Annotated in this window: 13 protein-coding genes; 6 read left to right on the top strand and 7 right to left on the bottom strand. The window is 71.5% G+C overall.

Annotated elements, in window-relative coordinates:
* Positions 1-59: 59 nt before the first annotated feature.
* Positions 60-581 (bottom strand): MarR family winged helix-turn-helix transcriptional regulator, encoded by a 522-nt coding sequence (locus ACWEOH_RS03225; RefSeq protein ID WP_452028190.1) that lies wholly within the window; start codon positions 579-581, stop codon positions 60-62.
* A 101-nt stretch (positions 582-682) separates the two neighbouring features.
* Between ACWEOH_RS03225 and ACWEOH_RS03220 the strand changes: the two genes are divergently transcribed.
* On the top strand, positions 683-1,258 hold the full coding sequence (locus tag ACWEOH_RS03220) for an NADPH-dependent F420 reductase (protein WP_452028189.1): 576 nt from the start codon (positions 683-685) through the stop codon (positions 1,256-1,258).
* A 51-nt stretch (positions 1,259-1,309) separates the two neighbouring features.
* On the opposite strand, the gene ACWEOH_RS03215 is transcribed toward ACWEOH_RS03220, so the two are convergent.
* A complete protein-coding gene (locus ACWEOH_RS03215; protein ID WP_452028187.1) occupies positions 1,310-2,119 on the bottom strand; it encodes an MBL fold metallo-hydrolase in 810 nt (269 codons plus the stop codon).
* 153 nt (positions 2,120-2,272) lie between these two features.
* Here ACWEOH_RS03215 and ACWEOH_RS03210 point away from each other — a divergent pair, with 153 nt between their 5' ends.
* From ACWEOH_RS03210 to ACWEOH_RS03200, 3 genes are read left to right on the top strand one after another with little or no spacing between them, the layout of a single operon-like run.
* Positions 2,273-3,013, top strand: a complete 741-nt coding sequence (locus ACWEOH_RS03210) for an NUDIX hydrolase (protein ID WP_452028185.1) — start codon at positions 2,273-2,275, stop codon at positions 3,011-3,013.
* A 4-nt stretch (positions 3,014-3,017) separates the two neighbouring features.
* Positions 3,018-4,460 (top strand): phytoene desaturase family protein, encoded by a 1,443-nt coding sequence (locus tag ACWEOH_RS03205; RefSeq protein WP_452028183.1) that lies wholly within the window; start codon positions 3,018-3,020, stop codon positions 4,458-4,460.
* Positions 4,461-4,508: 48 nt separating this feature from the next.
* Positions 4,509-5,948: a lipase maturation factor family protein gene (locus tag ACWEOH_RS03200; protein ID WP_452028181.1), complete on the top strand. Its 1,440-nt coding sequence runs from the start codon at positions 4,509-4,511 to the stop codon at positions 5,946-5,948.
* Positions 5,949-5,969: 21 nt separating this feature from the next.
* On the opposite strand, the gene ACWEOH_RS03195 is transcribed toward ACWEOH_RS03200, so the two are convergent.
* The gene (locus tag ACWEOH_RS03195) at positions 5,970-7,361 is read right to left on the bottom strand and encodes an MFS transporter (RefSeq protein WP_452031832.1); all 1,392 of its coding nucleotides are present in this window, start codon (positions 7,359-7,361) and stop codon (positions 5,970-5,972) included.
* A 288-nt stretch (positions 7,362-7,649) separates the two neighbouring features.
* Here ACWEOH_RS03195 and ACWEOH_RS03190 point away from each other — a divergent pair, with 288 nt between their 5' ends.
* Positions 7,650-8,663, top strand: coding sequence for a serine/threonine-protein kinase (locus ACWEOH_RS03190; protein WP_452028179.1), 1,014 nt, complete (start codon positions 7,650-7,652; stop codon positions 8,661-8,663).
* A gap of 58 nt (positions 8,664-8,721) precedes the next feature.
* Entirely contained in the window at positions 8,722-9,849 is a 1,128-nt protein-coding gene (locus ACWEOH_RS03185) for an AI-2E family transporter (protein ID WP_452028177.1), read from the top strand.
* A 120-nt stretch (positions 9,850-9,969) separates the two neighbouring features.
* Here ACWEOH_RS03185 and ACWEOH_RS03180 read toward each other — a convergent pair whose 3' ends face one another.
* From ACWEOH_RS03180 to ACWEOH_RS03165, 4 genes are all read right to left on the bottom strand, one after another.
* Complete coding sequence (locus ACWEOH_RS03180) at positions 9,970-11,253, bottom strand: sugar ABC transporter permease (protein ID WP_452028175.1); 1,284 nt, start codon at positions 11,251-11,253, stop codon at positions 9,970-9,972.
* Positions 11,250-12,023: an ATP-binding cassette domain-containing protein gene (locus tag ACWEOH_RS03175; protein WP_148732207.1), complete on the bottom strand. Its 774-nt coding sequence runs from the start codon at positions 12,021-12,023 to the stop codon at positions 11,250-11,252. The genes ACWEOH_RS03180 and ACWEOH_RS03175 overlap by 4 nt, the downstream gene beginning before the upstream one ends.
* A 129-nt stretch (positions 12,024-12,152) precedes the next feature.
* Positions 12,153-13,088: a sugar ABC transporter substrate-binding protein gene (locus ACWEOH_RS03170; protein WP_452028173.1), complete on the bottom strand. Its 936-nt coding sequence runs from the start codon at positions 13,086-13,088 to the stop codon at positions 12,153-12,155.
* A gap of 427 nt (positions 13,089-13,515) precedes the next feature.
* Positions 13,516-14,832 carry a GNAT family N-acetyltransferase gene (locus ACWEOH_RS03165; RefSeq protein WP_452028171.1) on the bottom strand — a complete coding sequence of 439 codons (1,317 nt, stop codon included), beginning with the start codon at positions 14,830-14,832 and terminating at the stop codon, positions 13,516-13,518.
* Between the last annotated feature and the right edge of the window lie 4 nt (positions 14,833-14,836).

Genomic DNA, 14,836 nt, shown 5'->3' with positions numbered 1-14,836 from the left:
GAGCGGATGCCGCGGGCCCGACGCTGCCCACGGCAGCACTGCCCTCGGCAGCGCGGGTGTCAGCCCATGCGGGCGGCGGCCGGACCCTCGCTGAACTGGCACGAGGTCGCGGTGAGGCGCTCGTCGGGGTCGAGGCGCGTGAGCACGGCGCCCGCGATCTGGTAGAGCTGCTCGAGCTGCTCGGGCGAGAGCGCGTCTAGCACGTTCGCGCGCACGGTGTCGACGTGGCCCGGCGCGGCGGAGGCGAGCAGGTCGAGACCCGCCTGCGTGATGGTCGCGTTGGTCGCGCGGCGATCCTCTGGGCACGGGAAGCGCTCGATGAGCCCGCGCTCCTCGAGGCGGCGGGCGACGTGCGAGAGGCGGGGGAGGGTCGCGTTGGTGCGGGAGGCGAGCTCGGTCATGCGCATCGTGCGGTTCGGGGCATCCGCCAGCGACATGAGCGCCACGTACTCGAAGTGGGTGAGCCCGGCGTCGCGTAGGAGCTGGGCGTCGAGCGCACCGGGAAGCAGCTCGGCGAGCGCGATGAGGCGCACCCAAGCGGCCGATTCCTCGGTGTTGAGCCATCTCGTGTCGGTCGCCATGACCTCATCCTACCGCATTGGTTGACGCGACAACTGATTGCGCCTATGATGTTAGTTGTACCTACAAGTAATTGCGTCGGAAGCGGCGCAGGGAGGACGACATGACCACCGTCAGCATCATCGGCAACGGCAACATGGGCACCGCCATCGGCGGCATCGTGGCGGCCGGCGGCAACACCGTCGAGTACGTCGGACGCGACGCGAGCGCGCCCATCACCGGCGAGATCGTCGTGCTCGCCGTGCCGCACACCTCGCTCGACGAGATCGTGACCGCCCGCGGCGCCGAGCTCGCGGGCAAGGTCGTGGTCGACATCACGAACCCGCTGAACTTCGAGACCTTCGACTCCCTCGTCGTGCCGGCCGACGGCTCGCGCGCGAGCGAGCTCGCCAAGGCGCTGCCCGAGTCGCGCGTGCTCAAGGCGTTCAACACCAACTTCGCCGCGACCCTCGCCACGAAGACCGTCGGCGACGCGCACCCCACGACCGTGCTCGTGGCCGGCGACGACGACCTCGCCAAGCAGGCGCTCATCGACATCGTGCGCGCCGGTGGCGTGAACGCGGTCGACGCCGGTTCGCTCGCCCGCGCCCGCGAGCTCGAGTCGGTCGGCTTCCTCCAGCTCACGCTCGCCGTGCAGGAGAAGGTCGGCTGGAACGCGGGTGTCGCGCTCGTCGCGTAGTCGCGAGCCTCGCAGGCGCGAGCCTGCACCGAACCAACGGATGCCGCGGTGCTACGCCCGCCCGCGGAGGTACACGAGCTGCGCTCGAACGGATGCCTCCGCGGCGGGCCGCACCGCGGCATCCGTGTCGCTGTAGACGAGGTCGGTCACCTGGGCGACCGACGCGTCGGCGCCGAGCTTCACGAGCGCGTCGCGGATCTGGTCGAGGCGCTCGGCGCGGTGCGCGAGGTAGTCGTCGGCGATCGAGGCGAGGTCGCGCAGCACGGGCCCGTGTCCGGGCAGCACCGCCACCGGCCCGCCCGCGCGCTGGCCGATCGTGCGCAGCCGTCGGAGCGACTCGAGGTAGGGGCCGAGGGCGCCGTCGGGGTCGGAGATGATCGTCGTGCCGTGGCCCAGGATCGTGTCGCCCGTGAGCACGGAGCCCCGGTCCCCGTCGGCGGGCAGGAGGAAGCTCACGGAGTCGGCCGTGTGCCCGGGGGTGGCGATCACCTCGAGCTCGATGCCCGCCACCTGCAGACGCTCGCCGTCGGTGATCGGCTCGGCGTCGATACAGTACTTCGCGTCGATCGCGCGCGCCGGGGCGCCGACCAGGCGCGCGAACTCGTGGAGCGACTCGCTGTGGTCGGGATGATGGTGGGTGAGCAGCACGAGCTCGACCGTGCCGAAGCCCGCGAGGTGCTCGAGGTGCTCGGCGATCGAGGGTCCGGGGTCGACGACGACCACGCCGGCCGACTCGGGGCGGCGCAGCACGTAGGAGTTCGTGCCGTCGAGGGTCATCGGCCCCGGGTTCGGCGCGCGCACGAGCGTCGCGAGCGGCGACACCGCCTCGCTGTCGGGACCGCGCAGTCGTGGCAGGTGCATGTCGGCAGTGTATCGAGCGCGGCGGCGGACACGCCCGGGCTGGTGCGGCTCGGCGCTTCCCGGCGCCCGACCCGTCCGCGACTCGAGCGCACGCACCCGGGTGACGGACCTGCGACCGGTGCGCCGCCGGGCGGTCCGTCCTAGTCTGGGGACATGGACAGCGACCTTGAATCCCTGACGAACGACGAGGTTCCGGGGGCCGCGGCCACCGTCGTGCTGCTGCGCGACGGCGAGCGGGGCCTCGAGGTGCTCCTGGCGGAACGTCCTCGCGACCGGGGCTCGTTCGCCGGAGCCTGGGTGTTCCCGGGAGGCGCCGTCGACGATGCCGACGCCCTCGGGGGCTCGGTCGACACCGAGGACGCCGCCCGCCGCGCAGCCGTGCGCGAGACGCGCGAGGAGATCGGCCTCGAGCTCGACCGCTGGGATCTCGTGCCGTTCTCGCACTGGACCCCGCCGAAGGGCTCGCCGAAGCAGCTGCGCACCACGTTCTTCGCCGTGCGCGTGCCCGAGGGGGAGATCCGGCCCGCGCCCGACGAGGTCATGTCCGTCGAGTGGCTCCGGCCCGTCGATGCGCTCGACCGGCACGCGGCCGGCTCGATGACGTTGTGGCCCCCGACCTGGGTGACGCTCCACGGGCTGCAGCGCGCGGCATCCGTCGACGCGGCGCTCGCCGAGCTGCGCTCGGGCGAGATCACGCCCTACGTGAGCCGGTTCAGCGAGGACGGCCGCACCATCATCTGGCAGGAGGACGACGAGTACGCCGACGAGCGTCGCCTCCAGGAGAACGACCCGGCGGTGCCCGACGAAGGCCCCGACGCCGAGGGCACCCAGCACCGGCTCGTGATGGACCGCCTGCCGTGGATCTACACGAACACCATGGGAGCCGGGTTCTGAGCGCGTGACCGACGTCGTCGACGTCACTGTCGTCGGCAGCGGGCCCAACGGGCTCGTCGCCGCGGTGGTCGCCGCGCGGGCGGGGCTGTCGGTCCGCGTCTTCGAGGCGGCATCGTCGGTGGGCGGCGGCGTGCGGTCGGCGGGGCTCACGCTGCCCGGGTTCCTGCACGACGTGTGCTCGGCGGTGCATCCGGCGGCCCTCGCGTCGCCCGTGTTCCGACGGCTCGGGCTGCTCGACCGGATCGAGTGGATCGTGCCCGAGGCCTCCTACGCGCATCCGCTGGACGGCGGGCGCGCGGGTGTCGCTTGGCGCGACCTCGACCGCACGGTCGACGGGCTCGGTGTCGACGGGCGGGCGTGGCGGCGGCTCATCGCGCCGCTCCTCGCGCGGCAGCGCGGGGTCGTGTCGTTCACCGGATCCCAGCTGGTGCAGCTGCCGCGCGACCCGATCGCGGCGCTGCGGTTCGGCCTGCGTGCGCTCGAGCAGGGCACGCGTCGTTGGGACGCCCGCTTCTCGCGCGATGTGGCGCCCGCCATGTTCACGGGCGTCGTGGCGCATGCCGCCGGCGGCATGCCCTCGCTCGCCTCCGCGGGCGCCGGGCTGCTGCTCGCCATGCACGCCCACGGGGTGGGCTGGGGATTCCCCAAGGGCGGTTCGCAGCAGATCGCCGACACGCTCGCGAACGAGCTCATCTCGCTCGGGGGTCGCATCATCACGGATGCCCCGGTGAGCTCGCTCGACCAGGTGCGGGGCAGCCGCGCGGTGCTGCTCGACACCGCGCCCGAGCTGCTGCTCAGTGGTGACCTCCCCGGTCGGTACCGGCGGGCGCTGCGGAGGTACCGGTACGGCTCCGGCGTGGCGAAGGTGGACTTCGCGCTCGAGGGCCCGGTGCCGTGGGCGAACGCCGAGGTGGGGCTCGCGCCCACGGTGCACCTCGGCGGCAGCCGCGAGGAGATCGCCGCGGCCGAGAACGCGGTGCGGGCGGGCCTCCAGCCCGGCGTCGACGACGCCGCGCCGCGGCATCCGTACGTGCTCGCGACCCAGCCGACCGTGGTCGACCCGAGCCGGGCTCCGGCCGGCAAGCACGTGCTCTGGGCGTACACGCACGTGCCGGCCGGATCGACGCTCGACGCGACCGAGCTCGTCACGCGCGAGGTCGAGCGGTTCGCACCCGGGTTCCGCGACCTCGTGCTCGCATCGGCGTCGCGCACCGCCGTCGAGATCGGCGCGCAGAACGCCAACTACGTCGGCGGCGACATCTACGCCGGCGAGCTCTCGATGCGGCAGTTCGTGAAGCGACCGGTGGTGTCGACGAAGCCGTGGCGCACGCCGCTCGAGGGCGTCTACCTGTGCTCGAGCGCGACGCCGCCCGGACCGGCCGTGCACGGCATGAACGGGTGGTGGGCGGCGAAGCTCGCGCTCAAGGAGCGGTTCGGGATCGAGTGAGGTCGGCTCCGGCGCTCCTCGACCACCGCTAGGGCGTAGCGTGAGCACGTGGACTGGCTCGACTGGTTCGACGCGCACGACTACGAGATCGCCCGCCAGGTGCTCCAGCGCGGGGTGGCCGCGCTCGCGTTCGTCGCCTTCCTCTCGACGCTGAACCAGTTCCGTCCGCTGCTCGGCGAGGGCGGGCTCCTGCCCGTCCCCGAGCTGCTGCGCATCGCGCGGCGGCTGCGCGGGCCGACGCTGTTCCGCTGGGGCTACACCGACCGCCGCCTCGTCGCGGTCGCGGTCGCGGGCATGGTGCTCGCGGCATCCGTCGTGCTGGGGGTGCCGCAGCTCGGCCCGCCGTTCGTGCCGATGCTCGTGTTCCTCGCGCTATGGATCCTCTACCTCTCGATCGTGAACGTCGGCCAGACGTTCTACGGCTTCGGCTGGGAGATGCTGCTCTGCGAGGCGCTGTTCACCATCGCGTTCCTGGGGTCGAACGACCAGCCGCCGCCCATCACGATCATCGTGCTCGTGTGGTGGCTCGTGTTCCGGCTGGAGTTCGGCGCGGGCATGATCAAGATCCGCGGCGGGCGCGAATGGCGCGACCTCACGGCGCTCATGTACCACCACGAGACGCAGCCGATGCCGAACCCCGTGAGCCGGCAGGCGCACCTGCTGCCGAAGTGGTTCCACCGCGGCGAGGTGGTCGGAAACCACTTCGCCCAGCTCGTCGTGCCGTTCCTGCTGTTCGTCCCGGGGCCGGTCGGCTCGGTCGCGGCGACGATCATCATCCTCACGCAGCTCTGGCTCATCGTCACGGGCAACTTCGCGTGGCTCAACTGGATCACCGTGGTGCTCGCGGCATCCGCCGTCACCGACTCGGCCTGGCACTGGCTCATCCCGGCCATCCCCGCCCACCTGGGCACGGATGCCGCGACGACGCCGGCCTGGTGGTTCGGCATCGTCGCCGCGGTGACCGTGCTCCTCCTCGTGCTGAGCTGGTGGCCGATCAAGAACCTGCTCTCGCGGCGGCAGCTCATGAACGCGAGCTTCAACCGCTGGATGCTCGTGAACGCGTACGGCGCGTTCGGCACGGTGACGAAGCGCCGCATCGAGATCGTGGTCGAGGGCACGCTCGACGAGGTCCCCGACGACGACTCGGAGTGGCGCGAGTACGGCTTCAAGGGCAAGCCCGGCGACCTGCGGCGCATCCCGCGACAGTTCGCGCCGTACCACCTGCGGCTCGACTGGCTCATGTGGTTCCTGCCGCTCGGGCGCATGTGGGAGCCGTGGTTCGAGGTGTTCCTGTTGCGGCTGCTGCAGGCGGATGCCGCGACCCTCCGCCTGCTGCGCGACGACCCGTTCGACGGCGAGCCGCCGACCTGGGTGCGAGCGCACGCCTACCTCTACCGGTTCTCGACGCACGCGGAGTACCGCGCGACGGGGCAGCGCTGGATGCGCACGTTCGAGCACGAGGTGATCGGGCCGGCGGGGCTGCCGTGACGCGGGGTGGGCCGGTCCGCGCTACTCGACGACCGGGGCCGCTTCCGCCTCCGCCGGGCGGTGCTCGATGTCGTCGACGTGGGCGCGCGGCATCGCGACGGCGCCCGCGATCGTCGCCACCGCGGCGATCGCCACGCCGACGAAGACCGCGGCCGAGGCTCCTTGGATCGCGGCGGCGGAGTGCGCGCCGAGTCCCGAGGCGTCGATCATCGCGTTCGCGACGGCGCCGAAGATCGCGACGCCCACGGCGCTGCCCATCGAGCGCAGGAACATGTTCGCGCCCGTGACGACGCCGCGCTCCGACCACGGCACCGACGACTGCGCGGCGATGAGCGTCGGCGAGGCCACGAGCCCCAGCCCGAGGCCGACGACGAAGCAGGCGATCGCGGCCGTCACCGGGTTCGGGACGAACGTCGCCGCGACGAGTCCGGCGGTGCCGAGCACGGCGATGCCGAGCCCGACGAACGCGGTGTTGCGGAAGCCGATCCGCAGGAAGAGGCGTCCCGACTGCGACGCGGAGATCGGCCAGCCGAGCGTGAGGGCGGCGACCGCCAGGCCCGAGACGATCGGCGTCGCACCGGCCGACACCTCGAGGAACGTCGGCACGTATGAGGTCAGGCCGATGAGCACGGCGCCGACGCCGAACGACATCAGGGAGGTCGTGACGATGAGCCGCCGGGAGAACACCCAGAGCGGCAGCACCGGCTCGGCGGCCCGCCGCTCGATGAGCACGAACGCCACGAGCAGCAGCGCCGCGACGGCGAACGCGCCGATGCTCTGCCAGGAGTTCCACGCCCAGGCCTGGCCGCCCTCGAGCACCGCGAGGATCAGCAGCGTGAGCCCGACGGTGAGCACGGCCGCGCCTGCGATGTCGATGCGGTGCTTCTTTCGCTCGACGGTCTCGTGGTAGTTCCTGATGAGCATCCACGCCGCGAGGATGCTCAGCGGGATGTTGACGAAGAAGATCCAGCGCCACGAGAGGAACTCGGCGAAGATCCCGCCGAGCGAGGGCCCGATGACGGATGACGCGGCCCATACGCTCGCGATGTAGCCCTGGACCCGGGCCCGCTCGCGCACGGTGTAGATGTCGCCCGTGATGGTGATCGACACCGGCAGCACGGCACCGGCGCCGAGGCCCTGGATCGCGCGGAACACGATGAGCGAGGTCATGTCCCAGGCGAAGCCCGCGAGGATCGAGCCGACGAGGAACGTGCCGATGCCGATCAGGATGATGGGCTTGCGGCCGACCGTGTCGGCGAGCTTGGCGTAGACCGGCACCGAGACGGCCTGGGCGAGCAGGTAGATCGAGAACAGCCACGGGAACTGCGCGAAGCCGCCGATGTCGGCCACGATCGACGGCACCGCCGTCGCGAGGATGGTCGCCTCGATCGCGACGAGGCCGGTGCACAGCATCAGGGCGATGAGCACCGGCCCGCGTTCGGAGCGGAATCCCACGGCGGTCTGCTCGGTCACGTTCCTCCTCCTTGCGCGGGCGCGGCGAAGCACCCTGCACCACAGGTGCAACGCGTCGGATCGGGATCCATTCCCGCTTTCGCGGCATCCGATGCACAGGAATGCATGCACGTCGTGGCCCTCGTGTCAATGGGATCCGCTCGAGGCCCGGTTCGGACAGACTGGCTGGTACGCATGGATGACCAGTGTGGTGCGCCACCCGATACGACGTACGACCAGGAGCCGACCATGATCGACCCGCAACCCGCCGACCCGGCGACCGCCTCCCCATCGCGGCTCCGCTACGACTTCCTCGAACACCTGGGCTCGGGCGGCATGGCCGACGTGTATCGCGCGCGCGACACCGAGCTCGGTCGCGATGTCGCGATCAAGGTGTTCCGCGACGACGAGGACACGATCGCCGACCAGCAGCGGCGGGAGCGCGAGATCCACCTGCTCGGCACGCTGAACCATCCGGGACTCGTCGGCGTGTTCGACGCCGGAACGCTCCTGCACGACGGGCACCCGCGTCGCTACCTCGTGATGGAGCTCGTCGAGGGCCGTTCGCTCGCGCATCGCCTGGCCAACGCGCCCATGAAGCCGCGGCAGGTTGCCGACATCGGGTCGCAGCTGGCCGATGCGCTGAGCTACGTGCACGCGCGGTCGATCGTGCACCGCGACGTCAAGCCCGAGAACGTGCTGCTCGACGAGACGCCCGCCCTCGGCTACACCCTGCTCGCGAAGCTCGCGGACTTCGGCGTCGCGCAGTTCGTCGACGGATCCCGCCTCACGAGCGACGGCGCCATCATGGGCACCGCCGCCTACATCTCGCCCGAGCAGGCGCGCGGCGACGAGATCGGCACCCCGAGCGACGTCTACTCGCTCGGGCTCGTGCTCCTCGAGGCGCTGCGGGGCGAACGCGAGTACACGGGCACCGCGATCGAAGCCGCGCTCGCCCGGCTGCACCGGCCGCCGGCGATCCCCGACCAGGTGCCGGAGGACTGGCGCGAACTGCTGCGGGCCATGACCCACGACGACCCGGCGAAGCGGCCCACGGCGCACGACGTCGCGGCAACACTGCGCGACATCATCCGCTCGATGATCATCGAGGGGCGCGGCAAGCACGAGCGCGGGCGTCGAGTCGTCGGTGCGGGCCGCTCGACCGCGGCGCGCACCGCGGTACTCGCGAGCTCGGTCGTCGGCGGGGCCGTGGTGCTCGTCGTCGCGGTCGTCGGAGCCGTGCTCGGTGCCGGCGCGCTCTGAGCCCGCCACACCGGCGCGGCGCCAGCCGCCCGCGGCCCGAGCGCGTAGCGTCACTCGCATGTGGAGACGCAGGCAGGCACCGGTCGTCGATCCGCCGCCCGTGGCCGAGATCACGTCGGATGCCGACGTGCACGCGCCCGAGGTGAAGATCCACGCGTTCCGCATCGGCTTCGTCGGCGCGATCGGCGTGCTGCTCGCACTCCTGCTCGGCGGCATCGTCGGCCAGCTCGGCACCGTCATCCTCTACGTCGCGCTGGCGCTGTTCCTGGCCCTCGGCCTCGACCCGGTCGTGAGCTGGCTGCAGCGGCACGACGTGCCGCGCTGGCTCGCGATCCTCCTCGTGTTCGTGGTCGTGATCGGCGTGTTCGTCGCCCTCATCGCCACCATCGTGCCGATCGTGGTCGAGCAGACCACGAGGATCATCGACGACTGGGACTCGATCGTCGAGGGCGTGCAGAACAGCGACTTCGTCGCCTGGATCGCGTCCATCGGCGGCGAGGGCCTGAGCCTCGACGCGGCGATCGACTCGGCGGTGGACTGGCTCGGCGACCCCGCCAACCTCGGTGCGCTGACCGGCGGCATCCTCGCGGTCGGAGCGGGCATCGCCGGCGGCCTCACCGGCGCGGTGATCGTGCTGATCCTCATGCTCTACTTCCTCGCCTCGCTCGAGGCCATGAAGCGCTACGCCGCCCGGTTCGTGCCCGCGAGCCACCGCACGCAGTTCCGGTCGGTGGCCGAGGAGGTCACGGGCTCGGTCGGCCGCTACGTCATCGGCCAGGTGAGCCTCGCCTCGATCAACGGCGTCCTGAGCCTCGTGTTCCTGTCGATCATCGGCGCGCCCTTCCCGATCCTGCTCGCGTTCATCGCCTTCCTCGCCTCCCTCGTGCCGCTCGTCGGCACGCTGACGGGCGCGATCATCATCACGCTCGTCTGCCTCACGGCGTCGCCGGCGACCGCGATCGCCGCGGGCATCTACTACCTGATCTACATGCAGGTCGAGGCCTACGTGCTGAGCCCGCGCATCATGAACCGCGCGGTGGCCGTGCCGGGCGCCCTGGTCGTGATCGCCGCGGTGGCGGGCGGCACGCTCGGCGGGGTGCTCGGCGCGCTCGTCGCGATCCCGGTGGCGGCGTCGCTCATCATCATCGTCGAGAAGGTGATCTTCCCCCGCCAGGACGCGATCTAGCTCCGGCGGCGGGGCGATGGGCTCGGAGTCCGCTGCCTGGGCGGCTTGCCGTACCCCGAACACGACGGATGCCGCGACGCGGCGTCGCGGCATCCGTCGATCTCGACCGGGGCGACCCGGTCAGGTTCGGAGGACCGAGCCGCCCGCGCGGACGCGGCTGATGGCGTCGACGGTGGCGGCGAGGATGAGGACGCTGCCGGTGACGACGAGGTTGACGCCGGCCGGCAGGTTCAGCAGGCCGAGGCCGTTCGTGATCACGGCGATCACGAGGGCACCGATGGCGGCGTGCAGGAGCCGGCCGCGTCCGCCGAAGAGGCTGACGCCGCCGACGACGGCGGCGGCGACGCCGGACAGGACGATCTCGCGCCCGGCGGCGGCGTCGACGGACCCGACCTTGCTGATCGAGAACAGGCCCGACACGACCGCGAGGGTGGAGCAGCAGATGAACGCCGTCCAGCGGATCAGCATGACCTTCACACCCGAGCGGCGGGCCGCCTCCGCGTTGCCGCCGATGGCGTAGAGGTAGCGGCCGTACTTGGTGCGGTCGAGCACGAACGTGCCGATCCAGAGGATGACGAGCACGATCGGGACGACGATCGGGACGCCTTCGACCACGCCGACGGACTGGCCGCGGTTGCGACTGAGGATCGCGATCGCAGCGCCGCCGACGACCGCGATGACGCCGAGCTTGATCCACACGAGTGCGATGGTGCGGTTCGCCACGCCCGCGCGCCGACGTCGCGCACGGTCCCAGAACGAGGTCGCGGCGGACACGGCGAGGATCACGCCGAGCATGGCCCAGCCGGCCCAGACCGGCATGTTCGAGTTCTGGATCGCGGTGATCTCGGGGATCTGCACGCGGTAGAGGCCGCCCGCGCCGATGATCCAGAGCGTGATGCCCTGGTAGCCGAGGAACAGGCCGAGTGTCACCACGAAGGACGGAATGCCGACCCTCGCGACGAAGAATCCGATGAACGTGCCGGTGAGGATGCCCACCGCGAACGCGACGAGGAGGGCGAGGACCCACGGCACGCCGTTCACGTTCACGAGCACGATGAACAGCGCCATGGTCATGCCCGAGGTGACGCCGGCGGACAGGTCGATCTCGCCGAGCAGGAGCACGAACACGAGCGCCATGCCGAGCATGACGAGGGTCGCGGCCTGGGTGAGGAGGTTCGCGAAGTTCCGCTCGGTGAGGAAGAACGGGCTGAGGAAGCTGAACAGGATGGTCAGCACCACGAACCCGCCGACGGCGGGCAGCGCGCCCATGTCGCCCGAACGCAGGCGCTGGAAGTACGCACGGACCTGGTCGCCGAGCGACCCCTCCTGGCCCGAGCCGATCAGGTCGGCCGGAATCGTGGTCACCGACGGGTCGACGGCCGGCGACGTCTTCTGCGTGCTCATGCGCTCGCTCCCTGCGGCGTCTTCGCGCCGGTGATGTAGCCGACGACGTCGTCGCGGGTGGTCTGGTCGGCGTCGAGGGACGCGACCATCTGCCCGAGGTACAGGACGCTGATGTAGTCGGCCACCTCGAACACGTCGGCGAGGTTGTGGCTGATGATGATGACCGCGACGCCCTGCTCGGCGAGGCGCTGCACCAGGTGCAGCACCTGCTCGGTCTGCGCGACGCCCAGGGCCGCGGTCGGCTCGTCGAGGATCACGAGCCGCGCCTTCTTCAGCACGGCGCGGGCGATCGCGACGGTCTGCCGCTGCCCGCCGGAGAGACTCGACACCTTCTGCCGCACCGATTTCACGGTGCGTACCGAGAGCGAGCGGAGGGTGTCGGAGGCGTCCCGCTCCATGCGGCCCTCGTCGAACGTGCCGAACTCGGTCTCCTCGCGGCCGAGGAACATGTTCTGCACGATGTCGAGGTTGTCGCACAGCGCGAGGTCCTGGTAGACGACCTCGATGCCGAGGCGGGACGCGTCACGCGGGGTGTGCAGGTTCACCGGCTCGCCGTCGAACCGCACCACGCCGTCGTCGTACGGCTGCACGCCCGCCAACCCCTTGATCAGGGTCGACTTGCCCGCGCCGTTGTCACCCACCAGCGCGGTGACCTTGCCCGGGTAGGCCTTCAGGTCCACGCCCTTCAACACGCTCACGGGACCGAAGCTCTTCACGACCCCTTCGAGCTCGATGATCGGCGTTCCGGCGCCGTCCCTGCTCGCATCCATGCCGCATCCTTTCGACGACGCTGTCCAGCTCTCAGTGTGGCACTCGGGGGCCGAGGCCGGGAGGGGGAGATCGGGCCCCGGACTCGGCGGTCGCCCGCCGAGGCCCGGGGCCCGATCAGAGGTCAGGTACTACTGGATTCCGTACTCGCCGCACTTGGCCTCGACCTCGCCCTGGCAGAGCTCGGCCGGGTCGGCGTCGCCGGCGTCGACCACGTCGACGACCTGCTCGGGGCCGACGAGCTGCGGGGTGACCGCCACGTACGGCGTGCCGTCCTCGAGCTCCTGGTCGGCCGTGGGCGACTCGCCCTGCAGCAGCGCCACCGCGAGTTCGACCGCGGCGTCGGCCTCGAGCTTGACCGGCTTGTAGACCGTGGCGGTCTGCTTGCCGAGCAGCACGTTCTGCAGGCCCGCGATCGACGCGTCCTGACCGGAGACCGGAACGACGAGGCCGTTCTTGTCCAGGATCGTGATCACGCCCGCCGCGTTGGTGTCGTTGGCGACCCACACCGCGTCGACCTTGCCGCCGAGCGAGGTCAGCGCCTGCTCGAAGTTGGTCGCGGACTTCTCACCGTCCCACACGCCCGGAGGCTCGGCGGCCGGCTTGATCCCAGCGGCCTCCATGACCTCGACCGCGCCGTCGTGGAACATCTTCGCGTTGCCGTCGGACGGGTCGCCGCCCATGTACACGACCACCGCGCTCGCCGGGTCCTTGCCCGCCGTCGCCAGGCCGTCGACGATCGACTGCCCCTCGAGGCGCCCGACCTCGATGTTGTCGAACGAGACGTAGTAGTCGACGCCCTCGATCGGGCGGTCGTAGGCGATGACCGGGATGCCCTCGGCCTTGGCCTTCTCGGCCACGGCGGCGCCGGCGCCGTTGTAGTCGACGAGCAGCATCACGCCGCAGCCCTGGCTGAGCTGCTGGTCCGCGATGGTGGCGTACTTGTTCACGTCGCCCTGCGCGTTCTGGATGTCGGACTCGAAGCCGGCCGCATCGAGGCCCTCTTCGAGGTACTTGCGGTCGAAGTTCTCCCAGCGCGGCGAGGATGCGGCATCAGGCAGGATCACGCACGCACGCGTCGCAGCCTCAGCACCACCCGTCTCACCACCAGAACCACCGCTCGAACACGCCGCCAGCAGCAGCGCCGAAACCCCGGCGACCGCAGCGACAGAGACCAATGAAGACGTCTTCATGGCTCTCCCCTTCTTCAAGGTTGAGGTCGACCCCTCCGGGTACCCCCGTCGTCCTCGGCGGCGGCACTGTCATCATGCGCCCAAATGTCGCACCGCCGAACAAAAGGTTGATAACACTTCCGTAACTTACTGACGAGACAGTAAGTGAGGCGGCGCAGGAATCCGCGGGGCGCGGGGGAGCGCTCTCACGTACGTCCCCCGGACTGGGGTGGCAGCGGCGGGGCGGGAATCCGTTTACCAGCGGCAGCGCGTCGGGCGCCGTCAGGTTGCGCGTCGCCCGGGTCGGAACCAGATGCTCGCGTCAGAACCAGATGCTGAGGTGCGGCGTGCGATCCGACGCGAACATGCGGTCGGCGAGCACGAGCGTGCGCGGCGCGGTCTCCGTGATGCGCGCGGCGCGGGCGAGCAGCGACGGCCGCACGCCGCCGAGGTAGACCGCCCCGAGCTCCTGGATGCCGAGCCGCAGGCCGGGGCCCGCGGCATCCGCGCCCTCGACCGGCTCGACCTCGGCGCGACCGCGATCGTCGACCGTGAGCCGGAACCGTCCGCGGGCGTGGCCCAGCACGTCGGAGACGTCGAGCACGAGCGTGCCGCTCGTGCCGTAGCGGCGTGCCCGCAGCGCCTCGATCGGGTCGAGGATGCGCACCCACAGGTGGTCGTCGACGTCGGTGACGCTCACGGCGCGCGGGTCCTCGAGGAGCCAGGGCAGCGGTTCGTCGACCGAGCGGAGCCGGGCGCGGACGCCGGTCACGAAGTCCTGCTCGATGAGGAAGCGCCAGAGCGCGCGCTCGGCGTCGTCGGTCGCGGCGACGAGGAAGTCGAACTCGAGGAACCCGGGCTGGTTCGGCTCGCGGGTGATGCGGTAGGCGGCGAAGCCCTGGGCCTGCCCGTGCTCGTCGTCGTAGCGCACGGCCCGGATCGACCGGGCGCCGTCGCCGTCGGGGTCGACGAGGCCGAGCGCGCGATCGAGGATCCCCGGCCAGCGGTCGATCTCGCCGGGCGTTCGGGCTACGGCGCGACGCGCGATGGCGGGCGCCGCCTCGCGCAGGTCGGATGCCGCGACGAAGTGCACGCGCCCCGGGGCATCCGGCCCGACCCAGTGGGTGCGACGGCGGTCGACCGTGATCGTGGCCGCCTTGGCTGCCGGGGCGAAGCCGAACCGCCCGTAGATGGTCGCCTCGGTGGCCGTGAGCATGGCCACGGCGGCGCCGGCGGCGCGCGCGTTGGCGAGCTCGCCCTCCATGAGGGCGCGGGCGATGCCGCGACGGCGATGCGTGGGGGAGACGGTCACGGCGCTCACGGCCCACGCGTCGACGCTGCGCCCGCCGGGCACGCTGAGCCCGGTCGGCCAGGCGTCGACCGTCGCGACGGGGGTCTCGGGCTGCGCCGCGGTCGGGTCGTAGACGCCGTGCACGCGCCGCTCGGAGGCAACGGACAGGTCGTAGTCGCGGTCGACGTCACGGGGCCGGCCGTGGTGGAAGCCGCGGTTCTCCGCCTCGATCCAGGCGAGCATCCCGGCGTGGTCGTCGGGGTCGAGCAGGCGGTACTCCAAGCCGTGTCGTGCGAGTGCGGCGGATGCCACGGGGTCGAGCTGGATGCTGCGGGGATCGAACGGCATCCCG

It is taken from the genome of Agromyces sp. NPDC004153 (genome assembly GCF_053603635.1).
The sequence above is the reverse complement of the archived record's forward strand: the minus strand, read 5'-3'. Positions and strand labels throughout refer to the sequence as shown.

Excerpts from the sequence above, each read along its gene's own strand:
- ACWEOH_RS03225 (WP_452028190.1), bottom strand. The coding sequence starts at position 581 with ATGGCGACCGACACGAGATGGCTCAACACCGAGGAATCGGCCGCTTGG.
- ACWEOH_RS03220 (WP_452028189.1), top strand. The coding sequence starts at position 683 with ATGACCACCGTCAGCATCATCGGCAACGGCAACATGGGCACCGCCATC.
- ACWEOH_RS03215 (WP_452028187.1), bottom strand. The coding sequence starts at position 2,119 with ATGCACCTGCCACGACTGCGCGGTCCCGACAGCGAGGCGGTGTCGCCG.
- ACWEOH_RS03210 (WP_452028185.1), top strand. The coding sequence starts at position 2,273 with ATGGACAGCGACCTTGAATCCCTGACGAACGACGAGGTTCCGGGGGCC.
- ACWEOH_RS03195 (WP_452031832.1), bottom strand. The coding sequence starts at position 7,361 with ATGCTGTGCACCGGCCTCGTCGCGATCGAGGCGACCATCCTCGCGACG.
- ACWEOH_RS03190 (WP_452028179.1), top strand. The coding sequence starts at position 7,650 with ATGATCGACCCGCAACCCGCCGACCCGGCGACCGCCTCCCCATCGCGG.
- ACWEOH_RS03185 (WP_452028177.1), top strand. The coding sequence starts at position 8,722 with ATGTGGAGACGCAGGCAGGCACCGGTCGTCGATCCGCCGCCCGTGGCC.
- ACWEOH_RS03180 (WP_452028175.1), bottom strand. The coding sequence starts at position 11,253 with ATGAGCACGCAGAAGACGTCGCCGGCCGTCGACCCGTCGGTGACCACG.
- ACWEOH_RS03175 (WP_148732207.1), bottom strand. The coding sequence starts at position 12,023 with ATGGATGCGAGCAGGGACGGCGCCGGAACGCCGATCATCGAGCTCGAA.
- ACWEOH_RS03165 (WP_452028171.1), bottom strand. The coding sequence starts at position 14,832 with ATGCCGTTCGATCCCCGCAGCATCCAGCTCGACCCCGTGGCATCCGCC.